Here is a 22,968-nt window from a genome sequence, read left to right on the forward strand (position 1 = left end):
TCTTTGCTTTTGTTCTTTATTATACCTTATTGTTTATATTAAGGATATGTCTAATCAGTGGGCATATCTTCTATTGTAGCGGAGGAAAGAAAAGCTGTTTCCTCAACCGTCGATTCAATTTGGACTGTTACCTGATAAGAGCCAATAGTAGTCAATTAAATTCCATAACCTTTAAGAAGCAAGGCTTAAACTAAACAGATTATAAGTGACTACTTAGTAAAATCACAATTTACGGATAAATTTACTCATTAATTTAAAATGGGGAATCCCTGTCAGCAACAAAAAAAACCACAGATAAACAATTGCAAGTGTTCACCTGTGGTTTAAGAGAAAAAAGCCTAAGCCAAGCCCACCAACTTAGCGCTTAATTCCCACATCCGTTCAGCCTTATCATCATCGCTGGCTTCATTGGAAACCTCTTGCAGAAAAGACTTACCGTTTTTCTTTTGTCTATTTCCCCAACTCCAGTAAGCACCAGATTGATTATATTGAGGATCGCTGACAACTTCCGCCACGCGATCGCCTGATTCTTCTTCAGTCACAAAGCCCCCAGTAATATACCTTTGGAAAAGAGGGAAAATCTTCTGAAACAAAGGATAGTGATTTCTAAAGAGGGCAGTTGTCGCCACACAACCAGGATAAAGAGAGCTAAAAGTGATACCGTGTGACTCATGATAGCGCCGATGTAGCTCCCTCATAGTCAACACATTACACACCTTACTATCCTTATAAGCCTTGACTGGTTCAAACTTTTTACCATCAATCATGGTAATCGGTTCTTTAAAACCTGCGGCAAAACCCTGTAAATCGCCCAAATCTGGACGGGGGGGAATCTTTCCTCCCAACTCCTTGGGATTGTGTGTCACAGTTCCCAAAATTACTAACCTTGGCTCAGAAGAAGGTGAATTTTTCAAATCTTCCAAAAGCAGATTACACAGCAGGAAATGACCCAGGTGATTTGTCGCCACACTTAATTCATATCCTTCAGGGCTTCGCAACGGTTCCTTAATTAAAGGCATATAAATTGCCGCATTGCACACCAAAGCATCCAAGGACTTACCCGTTTCTCTAAAATCCTTGACAAATTTCCGTACACTCTCCAATGAGCCTAAGTCAATATGTATGACTGTGTAGCTATCCGGCTCCATCCCCAAAGATTTCGCAGCATTTTCTGCCTTGGATAAATCCCGACAAGCCATCACTACGTGCCACCCCTTTTGGGAAAGCGCTCTCGCGGCTTGCAAACCTACCCCAGAGGAAGCGCCGGTGATTACGACTGTTGACTTCTGATCTTGTGCCATTTTATTAAAATTGCATGAATCGTCTTGTGACATACCTGATGGTCTTATGATCTCATACCACAGAGCCATCAAGTTTTAACTTTTGAAAAGAGTTAGGGAAGTGGGTAGTAGTTAGTTAATACAGACTCCCTAATGCTGAAGAATCCTCATCTTTAAGGACAAAACAAGGTTTCCCGTGTATCTCTTCCGGTAACAGGATTAGTACCCTTAGCCATTTGACACAATTTTTTTTCCTCATCCTGACGCAGCAGAATATCAGTAAAATCTGCGCCATCAATAATTGCACCATCAAAGCGAGCGTTAGAAGCAAACGCACCTTCTAAAACCGCATTGGTTAAATTAGCTTTAATCAGGCGGGCTGAATCTAGAGTAGCGAATGAGAGATCAGCACTTTCCAAATTAGCCGATTCTAAATTAGCGGCAAAAAAGCTAACACCCCGCAGATTAGCATGGTTAAAGTTACTCTGACGGAGATTAGCTTTAGTAAAACTAGAGTCTGTTAAATCACGCCCAGAAAAATCAGCTTCTATCAAAATCTCTTTGTTATATTCCAGGGCTAAAGCGGTGGCCGCATACCCTACAATTGTTGTAATGCCAAGTATTACCCCAAAGAATACACTCAGTATACTGGCTGCAATTCGATTACTTAATCTACTATTCATCATATTTTTAACCAATGGCGAACCCTCCTTCCTCTCATTATCCCGATATTGGTGAATTAGGAGAAGACCTCGTAGCACAATGGTTACATTCTCAAGGTTGGAAAATTTTGCATCGTCGCTTTTACAGTCCTTGGGGAGAAATCGACATTATCGCTCAGTTTCCAGAACAGCATCTGTTGGTGAACTCATTACCCCAAGTAGCATTTGTAGAAGTGAAAACCCGTAGTCAAGGAAATTGGGATGCAGGGGGTAAAGGTGCTATTACACGACAAAAACAAGTCAAAATTGGGCGGACAGCGAGAATGTTTTTAGCGCAGTATCCTGAAAAGGCTGACTATCTATGTCGCTTTGATGTTGCTATTGTCTACTGTAAGCAAAGATTAAAACAGCACCCTGCATTGAAATGTACTCCGGAACCTTTAGCTACTTTATCCGCAGATGAATATCAATTTTATCTACAAGAATACTTACCAGCAGCTTTTGACTCTTGTATTGATGAATAATAGAAGCGCATTGAGGAAAATTAAGCCAGTGTTTCTGGACAATAACCTAGCCCCCGCACGAACTGTTGGCGGAAAGCTTCAATTTCTTCTCTCTGTGGATTACCGTGTGAAACGATGGCTACTTGGTAGCGGCGCATTACGTCTACTGGTAATTGTCCTGCTTGTAAACTCCACAGTGCCATTTGCACCCGCATTGGTGGCTCGTAGCTAATTCCTAATTCGTTGAGAAAAGCCCGAAAATCCCCATATTCTTGGGGTGAAATTTCTTCTTGAAATTTGATTCTCACAACCCAACCATCAATTTGATGAATTACGGTGACGAAAGAAACGGGCATCTGAGGTCTGGCGTGCAGATGTTGTACAATTCTCAGAGTTAAACTGGCATTTGCCAGGTAATATAAATATTCCATAGTTGCTGCTTTGGATTAAGGCCCATCCTACATTTCTATTTTCGCTAATAGATTGTTATTCCCGGTAGGGTAGAAGCCCCCGTTTTTGTATGGGGAGGTTTACCCAATTTTGCTGCTAATTGATATTGAAGTTGTATCTTATCGGGAATATACAGTCAGAAATGGTAGATGTACTCAGACTAAATCACAATCCCATTGAATATAACATGACGCGATCGTACATTTTATCTGGCAAAATCTTCTTGAGGAAGACGGCAATTTTAGCGTCTTGTCCCACAAGATAACGTGTTTTGGGCTGCTTTGCGGTCAGGGCTTGCAAAACTATTTTTGCGACTGATTCTGAAGAAATTCCCTGTGATGCTATTTTCTCTACTTTTTTACGTACAGCAGTCATGGCTTCACCGTAAAGTTGTTCTGCTGATTCTGGGAGATTTTTCCTAGCTGTATCTACTTGACTAAAGGATTTTTCCCAAATTGGTGTGGCGATGGTACCTGGTTCTATAATACTAACTGAAATTCCCCAAGGTCGTAACTCCATACGCATGACATCGGTAAGTGCTTCTAGGGCAAATTTAGAAGCATTATAAGCTCCCAAAAATGGTGCAGCACTTCTACCGCTAATGGAACCCATATTCACAATTCGCCCTTTACCTTGGCGTAATAACCCCAGAAATTCTTGTGTCACCGCTAGTTGTCCAGTGACATTAATATTCATCTGCTGTTGAAATTCGGCAATGGGTAGTAATTCTAATGGGCTGGGAACAGCAACACCAGCGTTATTGACTAAACCTAAAATTCCACTATCACCTACTGTTTTTGTGACAATTGCAGCTGCACTTTGAATTGATTCAATATCAGTGACATCTAAAAAAATCGGTCTGAGTTTTGGTGATGCTTTTTTTTGTAATTTTTGAGCATCTTCATCTTTACGAACACCAGCAAATACAAAATATCCCAATTCATCTAAAAGCAAAGCAGAAGCTGCACCAATTCCGGTGGATGCTCCTGTGATCACAACGGTATTTTTATTTCCTGGAAGCATGAATTTCCTCAGCACTATTAATCTTACAGAGTTGATCTCAAAATTCAGAAAATGTGAGCATTTAAAGTTTTTCTATCTCAGTCTGTGCAACTGAAATATTCATTTCCTGCTCATAATTTCAGGATTCTATAAAGACTTTAACTATAAATTCACTAGCCAATCAGAAATGTAGCCCAGCTATCTTTTAGGAAAATATTAAATTATTTTTGCCATCTCATATAGCAACGGACATATTGCTTAAGACATCATAATTGTGGTTTTAAGGGAACAGGGAACAGGAAATGTCCTAACTACCAATTTTATATAAAGACGCATAGAAAGAACCCCTCCCGCAAGCGAGGAGGGAACCGGATTTTTGTAGTTTAGGGGGGTAAAAGTCTTTCGGTGTCTAACTTTTATGATCAGTTTATGTTCTAACGTGTATGCGTAAGTCCTAATCTAAATGAAATTTTTCAGATGTTGCACCAATTGCTCTGCTTGCATTACTCCCTCAATCCGCTCTACTGGCTGACCTTGTTTAAATAATACCAGGGTTGGTAAAGCATTAATTTCATACTGAGTTGCTAGTGCGGTGTACTTTTCTGTGTCAATTTTTACAATACGTAACCTATCTTGTAATTGGGCGTTTACTTGCTCTAAAATTGGCACCATCATTTGACAAGGACCACACCAGTCAGCATAAAAATCTACTAAAACAGGTACGTCAGCAGCTGATAACATTTCTTCAAAACTGTTGAATTGTTTTTTTGTAGCCATGTAACACACACCAAATTTTTATTGATTTCTTTCAATGGTAATGTGTACGTGAAATAATCGGCATATCATAATTTTGTTTTTATTGTTGCTCAATTCTGCACTATTCCTCAAGGCATAGATGTGTGATGCGGGAAAAATATAAATCTCAAATACTTCAAATGTAGGTACAAATCACCATAAGATAATTAGCGCGGTTATTTAAAAAGCTGAGGATTAATTGATGGAATTTTTGCCAGAAAACTTACAAAACCTACGGGAAAAAGTAGCTGTTGTTACAGGTGCTTCACGGGGAATCGGCAGGGCGATCGCCTTAGAACTAGCCACTCAAGGAGCTACTGTAGTAGTTAATTATGCTAATTCTGGCGGTGCTGCTGACACTGTGGTTGCAGAAATTAATGGAGGAGGGGGACAGGCGATCGCATTACAAGCAGATGTATCCAAAGCCGAGCAAGTAGATACACTGATTAACACCGTCATGGACAAATTTAAGCGGATTGATATCTTCGTCAATAACGCCGGAATTACCCGCGACACCCTACTTTTACGCATGAAGCCAGAAGATTGGCAAGCCGTAATTGACCTAAACTTAACTGGTGTATTCTTATGCACACATGCTGCCAGTAAAATCATGCTCAAACAACGTTCTGGAAGGATTATTAATATTGCTTCCGTTGCTGGACAAATGGGAAATCCTGGTCAAGCTAACTACAGCGCCGCCAAAGCCGGAGTCATTGGTTTTACTAAAACCGTCGCCAAAGAACTAGCTTCGCGTGGAATCACAGTTAACGCCGTCGCCCCTGGTTTCATCGCCACAGACATGACTAGCAGCCTCAGCAACACGGAAGATATTTTGAAATATATCCCCCTCGGTCGCTACGGTCAACCAGAAGAAATAGCCGGTATGGTGCGCTTCCTGGCCGCCGATCCCGCCGCCGCTTATATTACCGGACAAGTCTTTAACGTTGATGGTGGCATGGTTATGGCTTAATCAGTATAGCTGGGGAGTGGGGAGTGGGGAGTAGGGAGTGGGGTCAAAGCCTTTCGGTGTTTAACTTTTATGATTCAGTTTATGTCCTAACGTCCTTGGCGGTTGCTATATCAAAATTTTACTGTGACGAATTTAGCCCACGCAGGTGGGCTTTGTTTGTGTAGCCGCGAATAAATTCGCCCAATGATTTTGGACTAAATTTTAACCACAAAAATTAGTAGGGGAGCAAAAAATTTTCCCCTACTATCTGGTTTATTTAAGTGAAATTACTGTTAATTTCAGTATTTAAACAGACATAAAGTAACTCAAGAGCGTTGACTAGTTTTGTGCCAGACAGTTAAGCCCAAAAGGGCAATAATACTCAAGCCAGTAGCAGCAATCACGACTAAAGTCATGCCTTGTATTCTCATAGCCAGTAAGTTAAAGACTAAAGCAATAGCCCACAAGGTGAATGCCGCATGAGTTTGGGAGAATCCCCAGGCCAACAAGCGGTGGTGTAGATGATCTTTACCGGGCGTACTGAGAGGGTTTTTTCCTGCCAATAACCTCCGGATAAATACTTGTGTAGTATCTACTACTGGCAACAAGACAAATAGAACTGTTGGCCCCAGGGCAAAAATTGTATTTTCTTGCAAGTTACCTAAAATACTAGTGGCAGCCAGCACATAACCAAAAAAGTATGCACCTGCATCACCCATAATAATTTTTGAGGGGTGGAAGTTATGCCGTAAGAAGCCTAGCGCGCCACCCCCTAAAGCTGCTAGCACTAAAATAGCCGCAGCCCGGTTGGGAAATTGGGCAGCAACCCCTAATAAACTCATGGCAGTAATAAAACTGACACCTCCCGCTAGTCCATCCATTCCGTCCATCAAGTTGATGGCATTAGTGATACCGACTACCCAAAGTACGGTGAGGGACATGGAAAATATGGGGTCAAGGGGGGTGCTAAAACCCACTTCGATACTGATACCGTTGGCATAGAGTAATAATGCGGTGACAATCTGCGCCCACAAGCGCACAGAAGGAGGTAAACCGAATTGATCATCAATAAAACCAACTAGTACTAGGATGGAACCTCCTAGTAAAATGGTGAGAACTTGAGCTAAGACGTTTTGCAGGGCAATCGGTCGTAATAGGCTAGCTAATACCATTGCGGCAATTACACCGGCATAAATGGCTAAACCCCCGGCATTAGGTAAAGGCTCGCTGTTCAGTCTGCGGGCGTTGGGTTGGTCTGCCCAACCTACCCGCAAGGCAAATTTCCTGACTATGGGAATTAAACGCCATGTCACCAGCCAAGCCAAAATAAATGTAAATACTACTGCCAACCAGCCGGAGCCGCGAGGGTCGGCAATGCCGAGGGAATCAAGAAAATTGTATAAATTCATCCCCCAATTCCAGCATTACTGCCAGTGTCCTAAGATAATCATCAACTGTAATATTAATCAATTTTTTTATTTTCAATTATAATCTGAGGTGCTTTGGTTATTAGCAGTCTGGTCTTGAGAGTGCTAAATTGTCTAATGGAACCGCTAGAGAGATAAAACATGACAAAAATTATTTCCTTTAATGAAGAGTCACGGCGATCGCTGGAAAGAGGTGTTAACGCTATAGCCGATGCAGTGAAAATCACCTTGGGGCCAAGAGGTCGTAACGTCCTTTTAGAAGCAAAATATGGCGCACCCCAAATCGTCAATGATGGGATCACCGTTGCGAAAGAAGTTGAATTAGAAGACCCTTTAGAAAATACCGGTGCGAGATTAATTCAGGAAGTGGCATCCAAAACCAAGGATATCGCAGGTGATGGTACAACCACTGCCACAGTTTTAGCACAGGCTTTGATTAAAGAAGGTTTAAAGAATGTTGCAGCTGGTACTAACCCTATCAGCTTAAAGCGTGGTATTGATAAAACCATTGAAGCTCTGGTAAAAGAAATTGCCAGCGCCGCCAAGCCAGTAGAAGGTAGTGCGATCGCTCAAGTAGCGACTGTTTCCGCCGGTAATGATGAACAAGTCGGCGCGATGATCGCCGAAGCTATGGAAAAAGTCACCAAAGATGGTGTGATCACTGTCGAAGAATCTAAATCCCTAACTACAGAATTGGAAGTAGTGGAAGGGATGCAGATTGACAGGGGTTATATTTCTCCTTACTTCATCACCAACACTGACAGACAAATCGTAGAATTTGAAAATGCGCGCATCCTGATTACCGATAAAAAAATCAGTAATATCCAGGATTTAGTGCCAGTTTTAGAAAAAGTTGCCCGTCTGGGTCAACCTTTGCTGATTATTGCTGAAGATGTAGACGGTGACGCTTTAGCAACTTTGGTAGTTAACAAAGCACGGGGTGTGCTAAATGTGGCAGCTATTAAAGCACCAGGATTTGGCGATCGCCGCAAAGCCTTATTACAAGACATTGCCATTCTTACCGATGGACAAATGATTTCTGAAGAAATCGGTTTAAGCCTAGACACCGCCACTTTAGAAATGCTGGGAACAGCCCGCAAAATTACCATTGACAAAGAAAGCACCACAATTGTTGCGGCTGGAGAAACCAAACCAGAAGTACAAACCCGCATTGCTCAAATTCGTCAGCAATTAGCAGAAACTGATTCTGAGTACGATCAAGAAAAACTCCAAGAACGCATTGCCAAACTAGCAGGCGGTGTCGCGGTGATAAAAGTGGGTGCGGCTACAGAAACCGAACTCAAAGACCGCAAACTGCGGATTGAAGACGCGCTGAACGCCACTAAAGCTGCTGTAGAAGAAGGTATCGTCCCCGGTGGTGGTACAACCTTGATTAACTTGATTACGAAAATAGACGCAATCAAACAAAGCTTCAGCGAAGAAGAAAAAATTGGTGCAGATATTGTCAAACGAGCCTTAGAAGCTCCCTTACGTCAAATAGCAGATAATGCTGGTGATGAAGGTTCTGTAATTGTTTCCAAGGTCAAAGAAAGCGCTTTCAATATCGGTTACAACGCCGCTACTGGAAAATTTGAAGATTTAATTGCTGCTGGGATCATTGATCCTGCTAAAGTAGTACGTTCCGCTTTGCAAAATGCCGGTTCTATTGCTGGTATGGTGATTACTACCGAAGCCATTGTCGTAGAAAAACCAGAGAAGAAAGCCGCAGCAGCGCCTGACATGGGCGGTATGGGCGGTATGGGCGGCATGGGTGGCATGGGCGGTATGGGTGGTATGGGTGGTATGGGTATGTTCTAATCCCTATTGCTTCATGTAAATATTTGGTTAGCAGTTTGTCTTTTTACGGCAAACTGTTTTTTTATACCCCTGCTAATTGAAGGATAATGAAGTGATATGATCAGCCGTGGCATATTGGTGTGATTTTTAACAAAATTTGATGCTATTCAAATTGGTAAAATTTATGCCAAAAGGTTAAATGAATACAGATGCTTTTCTAGCATGAAGAAGCAAAAGTCCAAAAACGCCATTTTTTAACCATTGACTAATGACAATTGACTATTAAATAAAACTGTATGGTAAGAAAACTTCGTCCGATAAAAGCAGTGAGGAAATTCTACAAAAAGGAATTTTATCACCAACCCGGCACTATACCAGGAACTATCATAATTGATGAAAATGCCGAACATACCACAATTATTTTATTTGACTATAACCAAAATAACTTCATTCGCAAACAAATACAAATCCCTGAAGAATGTACCGCTTATCTGGATCAAGAATCCGTTTCTTGGGTAGATGTACAAGGATTAGGCAACCCAGACATATTACAACGATTGGGTAAGGTTTTTGATTTACATCCTCTAGTTTTAGAAGATGTAGTCAATATGGCAGAACGTCCCAAAATCGAAGATTATGAAGACCAATTACTCATAATTTCCCAGATGGTAGTGCCAATGTCACAAAACTGTGGCTTTTATAGTGAGCAAGTAAGTTTTGTATTAGGGAAACATTATCTCCTCACAGTGCAGGAAGAACCAGAACATGATTGCTTTGAAAGCGTCAGGGTACGAATTGATAAAAGTAAAGGAATTATTCGCAAACAGGGGGCTGATTATTTAGCTTATGCCTTATTAGATGCAATTATTGATGGCTTTTTCCCAGTTCTAGAACTGTACGGGGAGCGATTGGAAGAATTAGAGGAGGAAGTAATATTCAACCCGACGCGAAAAACCCTACAACAAATTTATCAAATTAGGCGAGAACTTCTGCAACTACGTCGTGCTATCTGGCCTCAGAGAAATGCAATTAGTTCTTTAATTCGAGATGGTAGCGAACTCATAGGAGCAGAAGTGCAAATTTATCTGCGAGATTGTTATGACCATGCAGTACAAGTCATGGACATGGTGGAAAATTATCGGGAATTGGCATCGGGATTGATGGATGTTTATTTGTCGGCAGTAAGTAATAAAATGAATGAAATTATGAAGTTGCTTACGGTAATTTCTTCTATTTTTATTCCATTAACTTTTGTGGCAGGAATATATGGGATGAATTTCAACACTGAAACATCTCCATATAATATGCCTGAACTTAATTGGTATTGGGGCTACCCAATTTGTTTGGCAGTGATGGCAGCGATCGCCTTGGGGTTACTATTCTTTTTCTGGCGACGAGGCTGGCTGAAAAATTCCTCAGCAATTAAGCATAATTGAACAGAGCTAATGAGTTCAATACATAAAATTATTTCAGGGAGTTAATATTCTGAGTTATGAGTAATGGCGACCAAAATTTAGTCGTTTTGACAATTTATATTATTGGCGTTTCTTACGTCTTTAACCGGATGATCGAGTCTATAGATGATCGAATTAAATTTGAATTAAATGCAGCAGTAGTTAATGAGCAACTCAAAGAACAAAATCTGCTAGATAAAATCGGTATTTCTGTTAAATTCCAATCTTTCTATCCCATAGATGACCTGAAAGATTTATCTCTGAGTATTGAGAATAAATCTGAAAATATTGCCATATATGTTGACTGGGATAATAGCTCTATAGTTGTGGAACATACCAAGCAATCCCGGCGAGTGATTCGCAAATCACCAGACTTAACCCGCGATTTAGCTGTTCCCCAAAGTCCTAGTCTGATTACGCCGCAAAAAACTCTTTCCGAAACAGTAACAGCAGAAGATGTGTTTGAACGTGATCCAGTATCTGGAACTTACTCTGCTAAAAAACCCCTAGTTAATATCACTTCACTCAGCAAAGGTGGTCCACCACAAAAAAAGTTATATAACGATTTTATGAATGAAAAAACAGAGTTGGAATTTTCACTACAGTTAGTCCTGCGGATATCTGAAGTCCGTGTGGGTTTAGCTCCCGGTGTGAATGTCCCACTTATGTGCATCATCAACTGTCCCTTCACAATTAAAAAATTACACTGGACTTATGCTTTGCCTTGGAAGAAAAAGAAATAATCATAACCGGACATATCACACCATCCCAGATTACACTGGAATGAGGGAGGGAGTAGGCGCAGGCGGTTGCAGATCAGTCAGACTGACTGGTTTGAGGAAAGTCCGGACTCCCGAAAGACCAGACTTGCTGGATAACGCCCAGTGCGAGCGATCGTGAGGATAGTGCCACAGAAAGATACCGCCAAGAATTAGGGAGTAGGGAGTAGGGAGTAGGGAAAGAATTTTCCCAATACCCAATACCCAATACCCAATACTTGGTAAGGGTGCAAAGGTGCGGTAAGAGCGCACCAGCACAACCGAGAGGTTGTGGCTCGGTAAACCCCGGTTGGGAGCAAGGCCAAAGGAGACTATGGTTGGTCTTTTACCAGTTTCCGTTAGTAGAGCCGCTAGAGGCGTTTGGTAACAAACGTCCCAGATAGATAACTGCCCTCAAAGGTGTTTTTTAACACTGGAGAGAACAGAACCCGGCTTATGTCCGACTCTCTCCCCTATTTTTATTTTCGGTATTGAATCAAATACTATTCCCCAATTCCCAGTCCCCAGTCCCCAGTTCCCAGTCCCCCGTCCCCAGTCCCCAGTCCCCAATCCCCAGTCCCCAGTCCCCCGTCCCCAATCCCCAGTCCCCAGTCCTCAGTCCCCAGTCCCCCGTCCCCAGTCCCCAGTCCCCTTGATGACACTTGTTTATCCACGCCGTCAGCGACAGCTCGAAAGTTTAATCAGAAGATTAGGTTTACCACCAGGTTTACCAATTAAGTGGGATCTGTTGGATTTGGCTCTGACTCATCCTACTGTTTCGGAATCGGCAAATTATGAACAGTTGGAGTTTGTCGGTGATGGGGTGGTGCGATTAGCGGCGGCGGTGGTGTTATGGGAAACATATCCTGATTGTCCTGTGGGGGATTTTGCGGCAATTCGTTCAGTGTTGGTGAGCGATCGCATCCTGGCGCAACTGGCGAGGGAATATGGGTTTCAACTATACTTACTTGTGGCTGGTAGTGCTACGAGTGATAAAATTGGTCAGGAATCACGGTTAGCGGATGCTTTTGAGGCTGTTTTGGGTGCGCTGTACCTCAGCACTAATAATCTGGAATTAATTCGTCCTTGGCTAGATTTTCACTTGAAAAAGTTAGCAACGGAAATTCGCCGCGATCCTGCTAGACTTAACTACAAGGCAGCATTGCAAGAATGGACACAGGCAGAATTTAAAGTTTTACCTGACTATCGGGTCACGGAGATTAATCAAATTAACCAAAATCAAGAGCGTTTTGCTGCTGAAGTTTGGCTACATGATCAAAAACTCGGTGAAGGTAAAGGACGCTCTATTAAAGCTGCTGAACAAGCTGCGGCTAAGATGGCTTACTTGGCAATTTCTAGCCAGAATAATCCGGAAACCTAAGATATTGATAGCGGGAACTCTTCCATTTTGTTGTATTGTCTGTTTGTATCCTCAACCACTTGCAGGTGGTGATAATTACATGAAAATTGCTGTTATTGGTGTGGGACGTTGGGGTGTACATTTACTGCGAAATTTTTTAGCACATCCCCAAGTGAGTGTAGTGGCGGTAATAGACCCCCAACCAGAAAGATTAGCAGTAGTAAAGCAGCAGTTTAACTTAGATGATAATGTATTATTAAGTACCGAATATTCAGATTTACAGCAAGTGCCTGGGCTGACAGCAGTAGCGATCGCCACTCCAGCCACCACCCACTATACTTTAATTAAAGACTGCCTAAAATGGGGCTATCATGTTTTAGCAGAAAAACCCTTAACTCTCGATTCAGTAGAATGTCTGGAACTGTGCCAATTGGCAGAAAAACAGGATTTAATCCTGATGGTGGATCATACTTATTTATTTCACCCAGCAGTTGAACAGGGTAAAAATGTAGTTCAAGCTGGGACATTAGGTGATTTACGCTATGGCTACGCCGCACGCACCCACTTAGGGCCAGTTCGTCAAGATGTCGATGCTTTGTGGGATTTAGCGATTCATGATCTTGCCATTTTTAACAACTGGCTGGGTCAAAGCCCAGTGCAAGTACAGGCTACGGGGACAGTGTGGTTGCAAGAGAATCAGCAATTTAATCAGTCTCTATCAGGATTAGCCGATTTGGTCTGGGTAACAATGACCTACCCCGATGGATTTCAGGTATATATTCATCTGTGCTGGGGAAATCCTGATAAACAGAGAAGATTGGCGGTTGTGGGTAGCCGTGGTTGTTTGATTTTTGATGAAATGTCCACTACATCACCCTTAACTTTGTTACATGGTGAATTTGAACGTCAGGGAAATCAGTTTTTACCTGTAAATCAAAAAGCAGAGGTGCTGGAATTTCCTACAGGTGAACCATTGCAACGAGTTTGCGATCGCTTTATTGTCAGTGTAATTCAAAACACAACCCCAGAGATTTCATCAGGTTGGGTCGGCACAGAATTAGTAGAGATTCTTTCGGCTATCACAGCATCTTTAAACCAAGGGGGACAACCTGTAGCTGTGAAAATCCAGTCCGCTTAAGAAAGTTATTCTCTGGACTCTTGAGAAATTTCCTTGTCTTCAGACCGGGGAGATTTAACTAATTGCAAGACAGCATAAGATAGTTCGCAACTTTCCGAATCTAAACCTGGTTTTCCAGATCCATTCATCTCATGAGACTCTGGCACAATTTCCTGTCCATGAATCGGATATGATTTCATCTGCTTCACCACTACTGTATCTACAGTGGTTAACAGGGATGGATCAATTAGGGGTAATGTAATTTTTACCGTTGTCCCTTGATTTATCCCGGCACTTTCCAATGTAATAGAACCTCCCATCAGTTCAATTAAATTCCGGGAAATTGCTAGACCTAATCCCGTACCTTGCACCTTGCGGCTTGAGCCACCATCTAACATCACAAAGGGGCGAAATAGTTTGTGCTGCTGGGCGGGTTCTATACCTAAACCTGTATCTGTGACGCTAACAATTACCTGATATGGCTGACCAATATCCTGAGAAATGATTGTGGAAATTTTAATACTTCCCTGGTCAGTAAACTTAGTCGCATTACCAATCACATTAATCAGGACTTGCTTTAACTTGGCTGGGTCTGCTTTGACGGGAATTAAGTCAGTACCTAAATCAGTTTTTAACTGCAAACCTTTTTGCTGCACATTGACTGATTGTAAATTAATTACTTCCAGCAGAATTTGACGAAAATCAATGGGTACTGACACTACTGAGAGCTTACCAGCTTCAATTTTGGAAATATCCAGTAACTCATTAATAATACCCAGCAAATGAATAGCTGTGTCATCGGCACGTTTCAGAAACTCTATTTCTTCTTCTCGGTTATCGCACAAGCCATCGTGAACTACTCGCACACAGTTAATAATCACATTCAGAGGATTTCTTAACTCATGGGAAGTAGTAGCCAGAAACTGAGTTTTAATCTGGTTGGCATTTTTTGCTTCTTTCCAAGCCATTTCTAATTCTTCCGCCCAGGCTTTGAGTCTCTCAACCATTTGGTCTATGGCTAGGGCTAGTTGGTTAAACTCCCGGATTTTGAAGTTCCGTGGGACTGGCTGGGCGGCGTGGTGACTGTGAAGATTGAGGGCATAATCTCGTAATTCTTCCAGAGGGTTGGCGAGGTAGGGAGCTAGATATAACAATGCTAATAAACTCGCACCAGTCAAACCCACTGTTAAAACAATCAATAGTAGTTTGAGTTCTTCTAAACCCAGTAAAGCATTATCTACAGTGGTGACAGCTAAGATTATCCATTTTTGCCCCGGCTCTGTGGTGATGGGATTATCAATAGCTGTGTAACCGACAATTAATTCTTTACCTCGTTGAGAAGGCAAATTTATGGAGTTAGTTTCTCCGGCTATGGCATTTTTAACAATATATTCTAGTTCAGCAGCATCTGGGTGTTGTTTAATATTACTGCCCACTAGTTCTGCTGATGGGTGTGCTAAAACCATGCCATTTTCACCAATTACTAGGGTAGCCCCTGTTAATGATCCTGGCTGATGTTTGGTTTGGGTATAGGCTGCTGATTGAATACTTAAGACATATTGGGCGCTCCCAGTGGTTCTGTCAACTGGGGTGGATACCATTAATCTCAGTTGATCTTGGGGATTTTTTTGACCCGTGGTTCCTGGCTTGGGGGGGAAGATTTGCTCCATGACAATTTTTTCTCCTTGCTCAGGGAAAGATAATGTCGATGGGTTAATCTGTTGGTTTCCACAGGTGCTAGCAAAAATTTTACCGCTTGGTAAATGAGTTAATTGTAAGCACTCAACCTGAGTTGGTGATTTTTTGGTTAAGTAGGTGAGATATTCTTGTACTTCTTCAGAGGAGCCAGATTGAATTGTGTTGGTTTGACTTACAATTAGCAGGTGAGTTTGCAGGGTAGTGATCGCCTGGGCGATTCTTTCACCTTTGAAGGTAGCGCTTTCTGTAAGATTTTGACGGGCAGTTTTCAACAGGCTGGATCTAGCTTTATTTAATGCCACAATTTCCCCCAACAATAAAGCTGGGACAAATAAAAGCAAAATTCTTGTTACTAAAATACGTCTGAAGGATGATTGACGAGGTTTAGCCATCGAGTATCTCACTTCGCATCTGTAAACCACAAAACGGATGATGTGCAATTAGAACAGCTCAAAGAGATATTCTGCTAAATATAATTTTCTTGTCAACTCCCAAGAAGGGGAAATTTTTCACCTCTGAACAGACACGGAGTATAGCAAAAATCATACAGGGTAGATGTGAAAATAAATGGTGTTGCATATAGCGATAGAGACACTGTTAAAACTAGCTGGGGAGTAAATACTTTTTTACAGTAGTTTTCATGTATTTAGACCACAAGCTGATAGCTGTATTTCTTTCTTCCTTTGCGCCTTTGCGTGAGATTTTAAACTGTGGTTCATTTACCTGAAAATCGCTGCAAATCAATTTATTTACAAATAAATTATCAAAACTATCAAACCAACCCTATCATGCTCAATCGTCCTTATACTACAGTTGTTTTGGCAATGAGTGCAGACGGTAAAATAGCAGATTTTAGGCGATCGCCTGCTAGATTTGGCTCCGGGTCTGATCAAGCACACCTAGAAGCCCAAATTGCTGCCTCTGATGCCGTGCTAATAGGTGCTGGTACTCTTCGCGCCTATGGTACAACATTGACGGTATCACAAACAATTTTGCTGCAAAATCGCATCAATCAAGGTCAGCCCAGTCAGCCTCTTCATATAGTCATTACAAACTCTGGGGAACTAAATCCGGAGATTAGGTTTTTTCAGCAGCACATTGAACGCTGGTTACTAACAACAACAATGGGGGCAAATTCTTGGCAAAGACAACAAGATAAACCTGACTTTAGGGGGTTGACAACTGCACAGGACTGTCCGCCAAAATTTGCGGAGATTATGGTTTTTGACACATTAACGGGCAAAGTTGATATTTCTGCTGCTTTACAACACCTGGCATCTTTAGATATAACACGCTTGGCTGTATTAGGAGGAGGTGAACTAGTCGCTTCCATGCTGGAATTAGATTTAATTGATGAACTCTGGTTAACTGTTTGTCCCTTGATTTTAGGGGGCGCATCTGCACCAACACCAGTAGGAGGAGTGGGCTTTTTATCTCCATTCGCTCCCAAATTAGAACTTCTGAAAGTGCATCAAGTTGAACAGGAAGTATTTCTGCACTATCGGGTGCAACGTTTATAGGGTCAAGAACATGGTAAAAACACTAGCCAAGAGTATTAATGATGCTTCTTGGGGACTTTTCCGCCATTGGTTAGAATATTTTGCCGTCAAATTCAACACTAAAGCTGTTGATAACACGCCCTAGAATGACATCTCAAAAATGTAGTGATTGTGGTGCAATAGTTCAAAAATCCCTTTCAACTCGTACCCATAGATGTAGTTGTGGCTGTGAACTTCAAAGGGATGTCAACGCTGCAATAATTATTCTTAGGAATTACGCAAAAATTGCTGAAAAGCTTAATTTATCAAACCGCCAAGTCGCCCGCGCGCAGCGATGCCCGTAAGGGCTGTAGAACGCCCAGAACTCGTGGAGTGTGCCTAAGTCCTAATTCTGAATCTTGCAAAAGCTAGGGATGGGCAATCCCAAAGTAACGCTACAGGACTAGTAACCTCTACTCTGCTTGGGGAACCCCTGGTAGAGCAAGTAACTAGGATGAATGTAGAATCCCCGATTTAGGCGGGGAGTGTCAATTAGCTAACTGTGACGACAGCTTTTCTCGCTTTTAATGCCATCTTCTTTCTAGCTTTTCTCATTAGTGCTAGAGCGAATAGGGAGCCTACTGTCGGTATTGTTGCACCACCGGGAATGTCAAATGGGACGGGAGTAGCATTGGAAAATTCAAAACTTGCGGTAAAAGTTCCCGGTGTGTTATTAAATCCGGGTATGCCAATTGTAATGGTGTCATCAATGAGAGATGCAGTCACACCTGCATTTAAAAATGTGTCAGCTATCTTGTTAATGGATAAACCTGTAAACGCACTGCTGACAAAAATTTGCTGATATGAGATAGAGTTACCATTAGTGATATTTTGAATCGTTAGTCCTATGGTTGTAAAATCAGCAGTGTTTGTATTACTAGAGTCAACAAAACCAAACTCTGTAGCTGTTTCTGAGAGAGGCACTGTAGCACTGTTGTTCTGATCTGAGGCATTTAGATATCCTTGTCCTGTGGGAACGAATCCATTGGTGGGACTGTAAAAATTTGTTGAATTACCACCAAATAGAAGGGAACCAGTGATAGGTGTCCCAACCATCACCATCAATGCTTGCACTGGAGATGCACTACTAGCTAAGATACCAACAGCAGCACTACCAACAACTAATGGCCAAAAACGAGATAGTTTCATGAGTTTTTACTCCTGAGTGGAAAATAACAGTTCAATAATCTGTTGTTAATAGGATTTACGCAAGAACTCTTTGAAATCCTCTTAACTTCTCCCCTTGGGAGAAGAGAAGGCTTTACGTGTCTTTTGTGGTATGCGCTACGCGTTAGCGGAGCTTTCGCTTTAGCGATACGTTTTTTGATAATTTTGCGTAAGTCCTGGTTAAAATTATTGTATTCCTGAAGAGGGTGTTTGAAAAGTCAGCCGAGGGGTAAAAAAGCTCTCTAAATATAAACTGTGAATACTGAAAACAAAGCACGGAGAGAAGAAGATGAGTAAAGCTTACCCCAGCAACCTGACCCGCGATCAATATGAATTTCTCAGTGATATGATTCCCGAACCAAAATCCGGTGGTCGCAAGCGTGAAGTCGATATGTGGGAACAATGGGATATTCTATATTCTGTGTGAAGGAGTTCGATTTTTTTGGGTTTAATCCCAATTAAATAGGACTTACGCAAATATCGCTCAAACTCTCATTTCTCTGTGTCCTCTGCGTCTCTGTGGTATGCGCTACGCGCACGCTGCGCGTTAGCGGAGCTTTCGCTTTAGCGATACGTTATTCCCTAACTCATCCCCAAATCGTGGAAAAAATTAAGCCTCGCTACTCTAGCCTGTGGATTAACAAAATTGCCGAAGTACCCCAAAATGCTTGGGATGCTTTAGCAATACCAATGAAAACGCCGTTTTTAGAATGGGATTGGCTGAATAATTTAGAAATATCTCAAAGTGCTACGGCTAAAACTGGTTGGCTACCGAATCATTTAACTCTTTGGCGGGATAGAACGCTGATTGCTGTTGCGCCACTCTATCTCAAAGGTCATAGTTATGGCGAATTTGTGTTTGATCACCAATGGGCAGAATTAGCGGAACGGATAGGGGTGAGGTATTATCCCAAATTGCTGGGAATGACTCCATTTACCCCGGCTGAAGGTTATCGGTTTTTAATCGCCCCTGGAGAAGATGAGGAGGAAATTACCGCGCTAATGGTGCATGAGATTGATGCTTTTTGCATGAAGCATGGGATTTCTGGTTGTCATTTTCTCTATGTTGATCCCCAATGGCGAAATGTCCTGGAACGGCAGGGTTTTACACCTTGGTTACATCACAGCTATATTTGGGAAAATGTCGGTTTTAACAGTTTTGATGATTATTTAAAATTATTTAATGCCAATCAGCGCCGCAATATCAAGCGAGAACGGAAGGCGGTAGAAAAAGTAGGTTTAAAATTAGAGGCGGTGACTGGTGATGCAATTCCTCAGTCTTTATTTCCTTTGATGTATGAGTTCTATGCTGATACTTGTGATAAGTTTGGCTGGTGGGGTAGTAAATACCTGACAAAGCAATTTTTTGAACAGCTACACCGCAATTATCGCCATCGAGTTGTGTTTTTCCCGGCTTACCATGAGCAGGATCAGCGTCAGCCTGTGGGTATGTCTTTTTGTCTTTTTAAAGGCGATCGCTTGTATGGACGTTACTGGGGTAGTTTTGAGGAAATAGATTGCTTACATTTTGATGCTTGTTACTATACACCTATTGAGTGGGCGATCGCCCATAATATCCAAAGTTTCGATCCCGGTGCTGGGGGAAGACACAAAAAACGTCGCGGTTTTCCCGCTATGCCTAATCACAGTTTGCACCGCTTTTATAATAGTCGGTTAGCACAAATCCTGCGCCCTTATATTCGGGAAGTCAATGAATTAGAACAGCAGGAAATGGCAGCAATTAATCAGGATTTGCCGTTTGGTAAAGAATAAGCCTCTCCTGAAAAAGCCAGCCAGAGTTGGCTGACTCAACTTTGGCTACTTAGCTGTAGGAGTGGGATTAGCTGTTTGAGTGGCTTGACGCTGCTTTTCTATGACAACAATGTGCTGAACTAATTCGTTGATTTTCTCGGCTTCCTCCACCTTCCCTTGCTGCTTGTATGCTGCTTGGGCGCGTTTCAATAGTCCGTGGGCTTCACGGAGTTCACCTTGATCGTATAAAATAATTCCTAAATTCCGGTGAGCTGTGGCATTTTTAGGTTGCAGTTTGATAACTTCTCGATAAGCGGCGATCGCTTGCTCTGTTTCTCCATTTTCTTGCTGGGCGATCGCTAAGTTGTAATAGGCATTACCATTACTACTATCTAAATCAATTGCTGCTTCATAAGCGGCGATCGCCTGCTGCAATTGTCCTGATTCATACAAAACCAATCCCAAATTATACTGAGTTGCTGAGTTGTTAGAATCAATCTCCACAGATCGGCGATAAGCTGCAATTGCCCCTTCATTTTCTCCTTGTTGGTGGAATGCTAACCCCAAATTATAGTAAACTTCACCCATATTGGGATTAATTCTTAATGCCTGTCTATACTCTTCTATTGCCAAATCTGGGCGATTTTGCATCAGCATAATATTACCTAAATACTTGCGTGCCACTCCCAGCTTTGAATCTCGCTCCAAAGCCAGACGAAAAGCCGATTCTGAACCTTCCAAATCATTGCGGTGATAGCGGGTAACTCCTTGTTGATAAAGAGTAGCGGTTTGCAAATCTGGAGAAACTGATTTTTGTGCCACTACCTGACTTCCTGGTAATTGCACAATTGCCGGTGCAGCTAATACCAAACAGGCAGAAGCAGCACAGAGAAGTTTAAAATATAGTTGCTGTCCATTGATAACTGAGGATAACCACTGGCTAACGGGATGCTGTTTATACATAAATATCAACTCTGTAGTTTTTTATATTTCTACCATTCAGAGTACCCATAACGAGATCAAAAATTGAAATTTCAACGTTAAAAATTGCTAACTGAGGGATTTTCTCGCTTCTGGAAGAATCAGCATTGCATCGCCAAAGGAATAAAAGCGATATTTAGAGGCGATCGCTTCTTGATATATATTGAGCAAACGTGGTCTAGTAATTAAAGCACTGACCAGCATCAGCAAACTAGAGCGGGGGAGGTGAAAATTGGTAATTAAACCATCCACTACCCGCCATTGATAACCAGGATAGATAAATAAGTCTGTTTTTCCGCAAAATGGTTGTAAATTCCCAGATTTAGCGGCTCCTTCTAAGGCGCGCACTGCTGTTGTCCCCACAGCAATAATTCTACCCCCAGCAGCTTTAGTGGCGCGGATTTTTTCCACTGTGGCGGTGGGAACTGAAATCCATTCTTCGTGCATCTGGTGGTTAGTCACATTTTCTATTTCCACCGGGCGGAATGTACCTATACCCACGTGTAATGTAATAAAAGCTTGATTAATACCGCGATCGCGTAACGTTGCTAACAACTCTGGAGTAAAATGTAATCCTGCCGTAGGTGCGGCGATCGCTCCTGGTTGTTGAGCATAAACTGTTTGATATTGTTCATCAGCCGCAGTAGATGCTGTTATGTAAGGTGGTAAAGGAATCTCACCGAATTGATGCAACACTTCTACCAGAGGTTTATCTTCAGGAACATCAAACTGTAATAACCTTCCCCCTGTGGCTTGATCTGTCTCAATCACTGTAGCCTTGAGTGGAAGGGAAGGAGAATCATTTTGACTTCCTAATTCCCTGGGGGGGAAAATAATCTGGCTTCCTGTTTGAAACCGTTTTCCTGGTTTAACTAAAGCTAACCAACAGTTATATTTTCGTTCTTCTAAAAGCAAAATCTCTACTTCTGCACCAGTAGATTTACGACCATACAACCGCGCCGGGATGACTTTTGTATCATTGATAATCAATAAATCATTCGCACGTAATAAATCTGGTAAATCTCGAAAAATATGGTGTAAAGGTGCGGTTCCTTCACCTGTAGCAGATGAATTGACTACTAATAAACGGGAACTATCCCTGGGAAATACGGGATTTTGAGCAATCAGTTCCTGTGGTAACTGGTAATCGTAACCTGTCAACGAGTAATCTAAATTTTGATCTGGTGTTTGAGTAGATGCTATTTGTTTCTCCATGTATAGCTGGGGAGTGGGGAGTGTGGGAGGTGTAGGGAGTAATGGGATAAATTTAAGAGCGCCGGACATTTAAACAGCACCACTCTTTCCGTTTCCAGAGGGTAGCAACAATCCAGCCATTTTTTTCTAGCGCATCAGCCACGGCTGTTGATTGTTCCACTAAAATCCCGCTAAAAATTCCCCAAGTGGTGGGTTTAGAAATGGCACTCATTTCGGGAAGTAACTCAATAATTACATCAGCTAGGATGTTACAAACAATACCATCTACAGGTTGCAAAGCTAGTTGCCTGACCATATCTACACTACCTGCTGCTGGTATCAGAGACTCTGGTCTAATTTCGTTGAGGGCGCGATTACTGAAAGTTGATTGTACTGCTAAGGGATCTGTATCTACTGCATAGACCTTTTCTGCGCCTAAGAGCAAAGCACCTATGGAGAGGATACCAGAACCACAGCCAATATCCGCAATTATTACAGGTTCTTTTTTATAAGTTTTATCGACAAAAGATTTGGGTAATTCAGCTAGACGCATTTCCAGCGATTCTAAACATAATTGAGTTGTGGCATGATTGCCAGTACCAAATGCTACACCAGGATCAAGAAGAATTACTAATCGGTCGGATGTTTCTGGTAAAGGTAGCCAAGCGGGATTAATCAGGAAGCGATCGCCTATTTCTTCAGGTTTCCAGTATTGTTTCCAACTGGTAGACCAATCTTCCTCATCAATTAAATCCCATTTAAGGTGAGGAATAGCAAATCCTGCACATAGAGCATCTTGACGCAACCACAGAGATAACGCCGCCAAATCTAATAACTGCACTTGAAATTTTGGCAGGTAAGCCTTAACTAAACAGGAATTACCTTTGCTCTCACTGGCTGTACCACGGCTACCAAAATCTTCCAGTCGCCAAAAGATAGAATCTTCTAGGGCTGGATCACATGAAATCTGTAGTTCCCACCAAGTGTTGGCCATATTCAGTGCTGTAAGGGGAGCTAAGGGTTAGGGCGTGTTGAGACGCGATGAAACTGGTCTGTATAAAAAAAAATTTTGAGTGCCGAGTCT

Annotated in this window: 21 protein-coding genes, 1 other RNA gene and 1 pseudogene; 12 read left to right on the top strand and 11 right to left on the bottom strand. The window is 42.0% G+C overall.

The window, feature by feature from the left end; translation table 11 throughout:
- Positions 1–338: 338 nt before the first annotated feature.
- Positions 339–1,301 (bottom strand): protochlorophyllide reductase, encoded by a 963-nt coding sequence (locus ACM0OP_RS17000; protein WP_414529605.1) that lies wholly within the window; start codon positions 1,299–1,301, stop codon positions 339–341.
- Positions 1,302–1,453: 152 nt separating this feature from the next.
- The gene (locus ACM0OP_RS17005) at positions 1,454–1,963 is read right to left on the bottom strand and encodes a pentapeptide repeat-containing protein (protein ID WP_414529627.1); all 510 of its coding nucleotides are present in this window, start codon (positions 1,961–1,963) and stop codon (positions 1,454–1,456) included.
- Positions 1,964–1,977: 14 nt separating this feature from the next.
- Between ACM0OP_RS17005 and ACM0OP_RS17010 the strand changes: the two genes are divergently transcribed.
- Positions 1,978–2,466 (top strand): YraN family protein, encoded by a 489-nt coding sequence (locus ACM0OP_RS17010; protein ID WP_414529606.1) that lies wholly within the window; start codon positions 1,978–1,980, stop codon positions 2,464–2,466.
- Between the two features lie 20 nt (positions 2,467–2,486).
- Here the strand turns inward: ACM0OP_RS17010 and ACM0OP_RS17015 are convergent, their stop codons facing one another.
- From ACM0OP_RS17015 to trxA, 3 genes are all read right to left on the bottom strand, one after another.
- On the bottom strand, positions 2,487–2,876 hold the full coding sequence (locus ACM0OP_RS17015) for a hypothetical protein (protein WP_414529607.1): 390 nt from the start codon (positions 2,874–2,876) through the stop codon (positions 2,487–2,489).
- A 184-nt stretch (positions 2,877–3,060) separates the two neighbouring features.
- Positions 3,061–3,918 (bottom strand): SDR family oxidoreductase, encoded by an 858-nt coding sequence (locus ACM0OP_RS17020; protein ID WP_414529608.1) that lies wholly within the window; start codon positions 3,916–3,918, stop codon positions 3,061–3,063.
- A 438-nt stretch (positions 3,919–4,356) separates the two neighbouring features.
- The gene (gene trxA / locus ACM0OP_RS17025; protein WP_414529609.1) at positions 4,357–4,674 is read right to left on the bottom strand and encodes a thioredoxin; all 318 of its coding nucleotides are present in this window, start codon (positions 4,672–4,674) and stop codon (positions 4,357–4,359) included.
- Between the two features lie 220 nt (positions 4,675–4,894).
- Here trxA and fabG point away from each other — a divergent pair, with 220 nt between their 5' ends.
- Positions 4,895–5,662, top strand: a complete 768-nt coding sequence (fabG, locus tag ACM0OP_RS17030) for a 3-oxoacyl-[acyl-carrier-protein] reductase (protein ID WP_414529610.1) — start codon at positions 4,895–4,897, stop codon at positions 5,660–5,662.
- A 305-nt stretch (positions 5,663–5,967) separates the two neighbouring features.
- Here fabG and ACM0OP_RS17035 read toward each other — a convergent pair whose 3' ends face one another.
- Entirely contained in the window at positions 5,968–7,050 is a 1,083-nt protein-coding gene (locus ACM0OP_RS17035; protein ID WP_414529611.1) for an MraY family glycosyltransferase, read from the bottom strand.
- 159 nt (positions 7,051–7,209) lie between these two features.
- Between ACM0OP_RS17035 and groL the strand changes: the two genes are divergently transcribed.
- The 6 genes from groL to ACM0OP_RS17065 all read left to right on the top strand — a co-directional run bounded on the left by groL (position 7,210) and on the right by ACM0OP_RS17065 (position 13,575).
- Positions 7,210–8,886, top strand: coding sequence for a chaperonin GroEL (groL, locus tag ACM0OP_RS17040; RefSeq protein WP_414529612.1), 1,677 nt, complete (start codon positions 7,210–7,212; stop codon positions 8,884–8,886).
- A 275-nt stretch (positions 8,887–9,161) separates the two neighbouring features.
- Positions 9,162–10,301: a magnesium/cobalt transporter CorA gene (gene corA / locus ACM0OP_RS17045; RefSeq protein WP_414529613.1), complete on the top strand. Its 1,140-nt coding sequence runs from the start codon at positions 9,162–9,164 to the stop codon at positions 10,299–10,301.
- 56 nt (positions 10,302–10,357) lie between these two features.
- Positions 10,358–11,062, top strand: a complete 705-nt coding sequence (locus ACM0OP_RS17050) for a hypothetical protein (RefSeq protein WP_414529614.1) — start codon at positions 10,358–10,360, stop codon at positions 11,060–11,062.
- Positions 11,063–11,111: 49 nt separating this feature from the next.
- Positions 11,112–11,549: RNase P RNA component class A (gene rnpB, locus ACM0OP_RS17055), an RNA gene on the top strand.
- A gap of 183 nt (positions 11,550–11,732) precedes the next feature.
- The gene (gene rnc, locus ACM0OP_RS17060; protein WP_414529615.1) at positions 11,733–12,458 is read left to right on the top strand and encodes a ribonuclease III; all 726 of its coding nucleotides are present in this window, start codon (positions 11,733–11,735) and stop codon (positions 12,456–12,458) included.
- Positions 12,459–12,537: 79 nt separating this feature from the next.
- Positions 12,538–13,575 (top strand): Gfo/Idh/MocA family protein, encoded by a 1,038-nt coding sequence (locus ACM0OP_RS17065; protein WP_414529616.1) that lies wholly within the window; start codon positions 12,538–12,540, stop codon positions 13,573–13,575.
- 5 nt (positions 13,576–13,580) lie between these two features.
- Here ACM0OP_RS17065 and ACM0OP_RS17070 read toward each other — a convergent pair whose 3' ends face one another.
- Positions 13,581–15,644: an ATP-binding protein gene (locus ACM0OP_RS17070; protein WP_414529617.1), complete on the bottom strand. Its 2,064-nt coding sequence runs from the start codon at positions 15,642–15,644 to the stop codon at positions 13,581–13,583.
- 393 nt (positions 15,645–16,037) lie between these two features.
- Here ACM0OP_RS17070 and ACM0OP_RS17075 point away from each other — a divergent pair, with 393 nt between their 5' ends.
- The gene (locus tag ACM0OP_RS17075) at positions 16,038–16,772 is read left to right on the top strand and encodes a RibD family protein (RefSeq protein ID WP_414529628.1); all 735 of its coding nucleotides are present in this window, start codon (positions 16,038–16,040) and stop codon (positions 16,770–16,772) included.
- Positions 16,771–17,023: pseudogene (locus tag ACM0OP_RS17080) on the top strand (zinc ribbon domain-containing protein); the annotation flags it as partial. The gene ACM0OP_RS17075 and the pseudogene ACM0OP_RS17080, both read left to right, overlap by 2 nt.
- A gap of 259 nt (positions 17,024–17,282) precedes the next feature.
- Here ACM0OP_RS17080 and ACM0OP_RS17085 read toward each other — a convergent pair.
- On the bottom strand, positions 17,283–17,939 hold the full coding sequence (locus ACM0OP_RS17085) for a hypothetical protein (protein WP_414529618.1): 657 nt from the start codon (positions 17,937–17,939) through the stop codon (positions 17,283–17,285).
- Between the two features lie 307 nt (positions 17,940–18,246).
- On the opposite strand from ACM0OP_RS17085, the gene ACM0OP_RS17090 reads away from it, so the two are divergent.
- Complete coding sequence (locus ACM0OP_RS17090) at positions 18,247–18,384, top strand: transposase (RefSeq protein ID WP_414529619.1); 138 nt, start codon at positions 18,247–18,249, stop codon at positions 18,382–18,384.
- Positions 18,385–18,554: 170 nt separating this feature from the next.
- Positions 18,555–19,730, top strand: coding sequence for a GNAT family N-acetyltransferase (locus ACM0OP_RS17095; protein ID WP_414529629.1), 1,176 nt, complete (start codon positions 18,555–18,557; stop codon positions 19,728–19,730).
- A gap of 45 nt (positions 19,731–19,775) precedes the next feature.
- On the opposite strand, the gene ACM0OP_RS17100 is transcribed toward ACM0OP_RS17095, so the two are convergent.
- From ACM0OP_RS17100 to prmA, 3 genes are all read right to left on the bottom strand, one after another.
- Complete coding sequence (locus tag ACM0OP_RS17100) at positions 19,776–20,672, bottom strand: tetratricopeptide repeat protein (RefSeq protein WP_414529620.1); 897 nt, start codon at positions 20,670–20,672, stop codon at positions 19,776–19,778.
- Positions 20,673–20,759: 87 nt separating this feature from the next.
- Positions 20,760–21,905 (bottom strand): tRNA preQ1(34) S-adenosylmethionine ribosyltransferase-isomerase QueA, encoded by a 1,146-nt coding sequence (queA, locus tag ACM0OP_RS17105; protein ID WP_414529630.1) that lies wholly within the window; start codon positions 21,903–21,905, stop codon positions 20,760–20,762.
- 52 nt (positions 21,906–21,957) lie between these two features.
- The gene (gene prmA / locus ACM0OP_RS17110) at positions 21,958–22,878 is read right to left on the bottom strand and encodes a 50S ribosomal protein L11 methyltransferase (RefSeq protein ID WP_414529621.1); all 921 of its coding nucleotides are present in this window, start codon (positions 22,876–22,878) and stop codon (positions 21,958–21,960) included.
- Positions 22,879–22,968 lie beyond the last annotated feature (90 nt).

Source organism: Nodularia chucula CCY0103 (genome assembly GCF_963923915.1).
Classification (GTDB): Bacteria; Cyanobacteriota; Cyanobacteriia; order Cyanobacteriales; family Nostocaceae; genus Nodularia; species Nodularia chucula.

What these genes read in the sequence shown, in the direction of transcription:
- ACM0OP_RS17085 (WP_414529618.1), bottom strand. Translation starts at nt 17,939, where the DNA reads ATGAAACTATCTCGTTTTTGGCCATTAGTTGTTGGTAGTGCTGCTGTT.
- ACM0OP_RS17100 (WP_414529620.1), bottom strand. Translation starts at nt 20,672, where the DNA reads ATGTATAAACAGCATCCCGTTAGCCAGTGGTTATCCTCAGTTATCAAT.
- prmA (WP_414529621.1), bottom strand. Translation starts at nt 22,878, where the DNA reads ATGGCCAACACTTGGTGGGAACTACAGATTTCATGTGATCCAGCCCTA.
- ACM0OP_RS17070 (WP_414529617.1), bottom strand. Translation starts at nt 15,644, where the DNA reads ATGGCTAAACCTCGTCAATCATCCTTCAGACGTATTTTAGTAACAAGA.
- queA (WP_414529630.1), bottom strand. Translation starts at nt 21,905, where the DNA reads ATGGAGAAACAAATAGCATCTACTCAAACACCAGATCAAAATTTAGAT.
- ACM0OP_RS17015 (WP_414529607.1), bottom strand. Translation starts at nt 2,876, where the DNA reads ATGGAATATTTATATTACCTGGCAAATGCCAGTTTAACTCTGAGAATT.
- ACM0OP_RS17000 (WP_414529605.1), bottom strand. Translation starts at nt 1,301, where the DNA reads ATGGCACAAGATCAGAAGTCAACAGTCGTAATCACCGGCGCTTCCTCT.
- fabG (WP_414529610.1), top strand. Translation starts at nt 4,895, where the DNA reads ATGGAATTTTTGCCAGAAAACTTACAAAACCTACGGGAAAAAGTAGCT.
- ACM0OP_RS17020 (WP_414529608.1), bottom strand. Translation starts at nt 3,918, where the DNA reads ATGCTTCCAGGAAATAAAAATACCGTTGTGATCACAGGAGCATCCACC.
- ACM0OP_RS17090 (WP_414529619.1), top strand. Translation starts at nt 18,247, where the DNA reads ATGAGTAAAGCTTACCCCAGCAACCTGACCCGCGATCAATATGAATTT.
- ACM0OP_RS17050 (WP_414529614.1), top strand. Translation starts at nt 10,358, where the DNA reads ATGAGTAATGGCGACCAAAATTTAGTCGTTTTGACAATTTATATTATT.
- ACM0OP_RS17065 (WP_414529616.1), top strand. Translation starts at nt 12,538, where the DNA reads ATGAAAATTGCTGTTATTGGTGTGGGACGTTGGGGTGTACATTTACTG.
- ACM0OP_RS17035 (WP_414529611.1), bottom strand. Translation starts at nt 7,050, where the DNA reads ATGAATTTATACAATTTTCTTGATTCCCTCGGCATTGCCGACCCTCGC.
- ACM0OP_RS17005 (WP_414529627.1), bottom strand. Translation starts at nt 1,963, where the DNA reads ATGAATAGTAGATTAAGTAATCGAATTGCAGCCAGTATACTGAGTGTA.
- trxA (WP_414529609.1), bottom strand. Translation starts at nt 4,674, where the DNA reads ATGGCTACAAAAAAACAATTCAACAGTTTTGAAGAAATGTTATCAGCT.
- groL (WP_414529612.1), top strand. Translation starts at nt 7,210, where the DNA reads ATGACAAAAATTATTTCCTTTAATGAAGAGTCACGGCGATCGCTGGAA.
- corA (WP_414529613.1), top strand. Translation starts at nt 9,162, where the DNA reads ATGGTAAGAAAACTTCGTCCGATAAAAGCAGTGAGGAAATTCTACAAA.
- rnc (WP_414529615.1), top strand. Translation starts at nt 11,733, where the DNA reads ATGACACTTGTTTATCCACGCCGTCAGCGACAGCTCGAAAGTTTAATC.
- ACM0OP_RS17010 (WP_414529606.1), top strand. Translation starts at nt 1,978, where the DNA reads ATGGCGAACCCTCCTTCCTCTCATTATCCCGATATTGGTGAATTAGGA.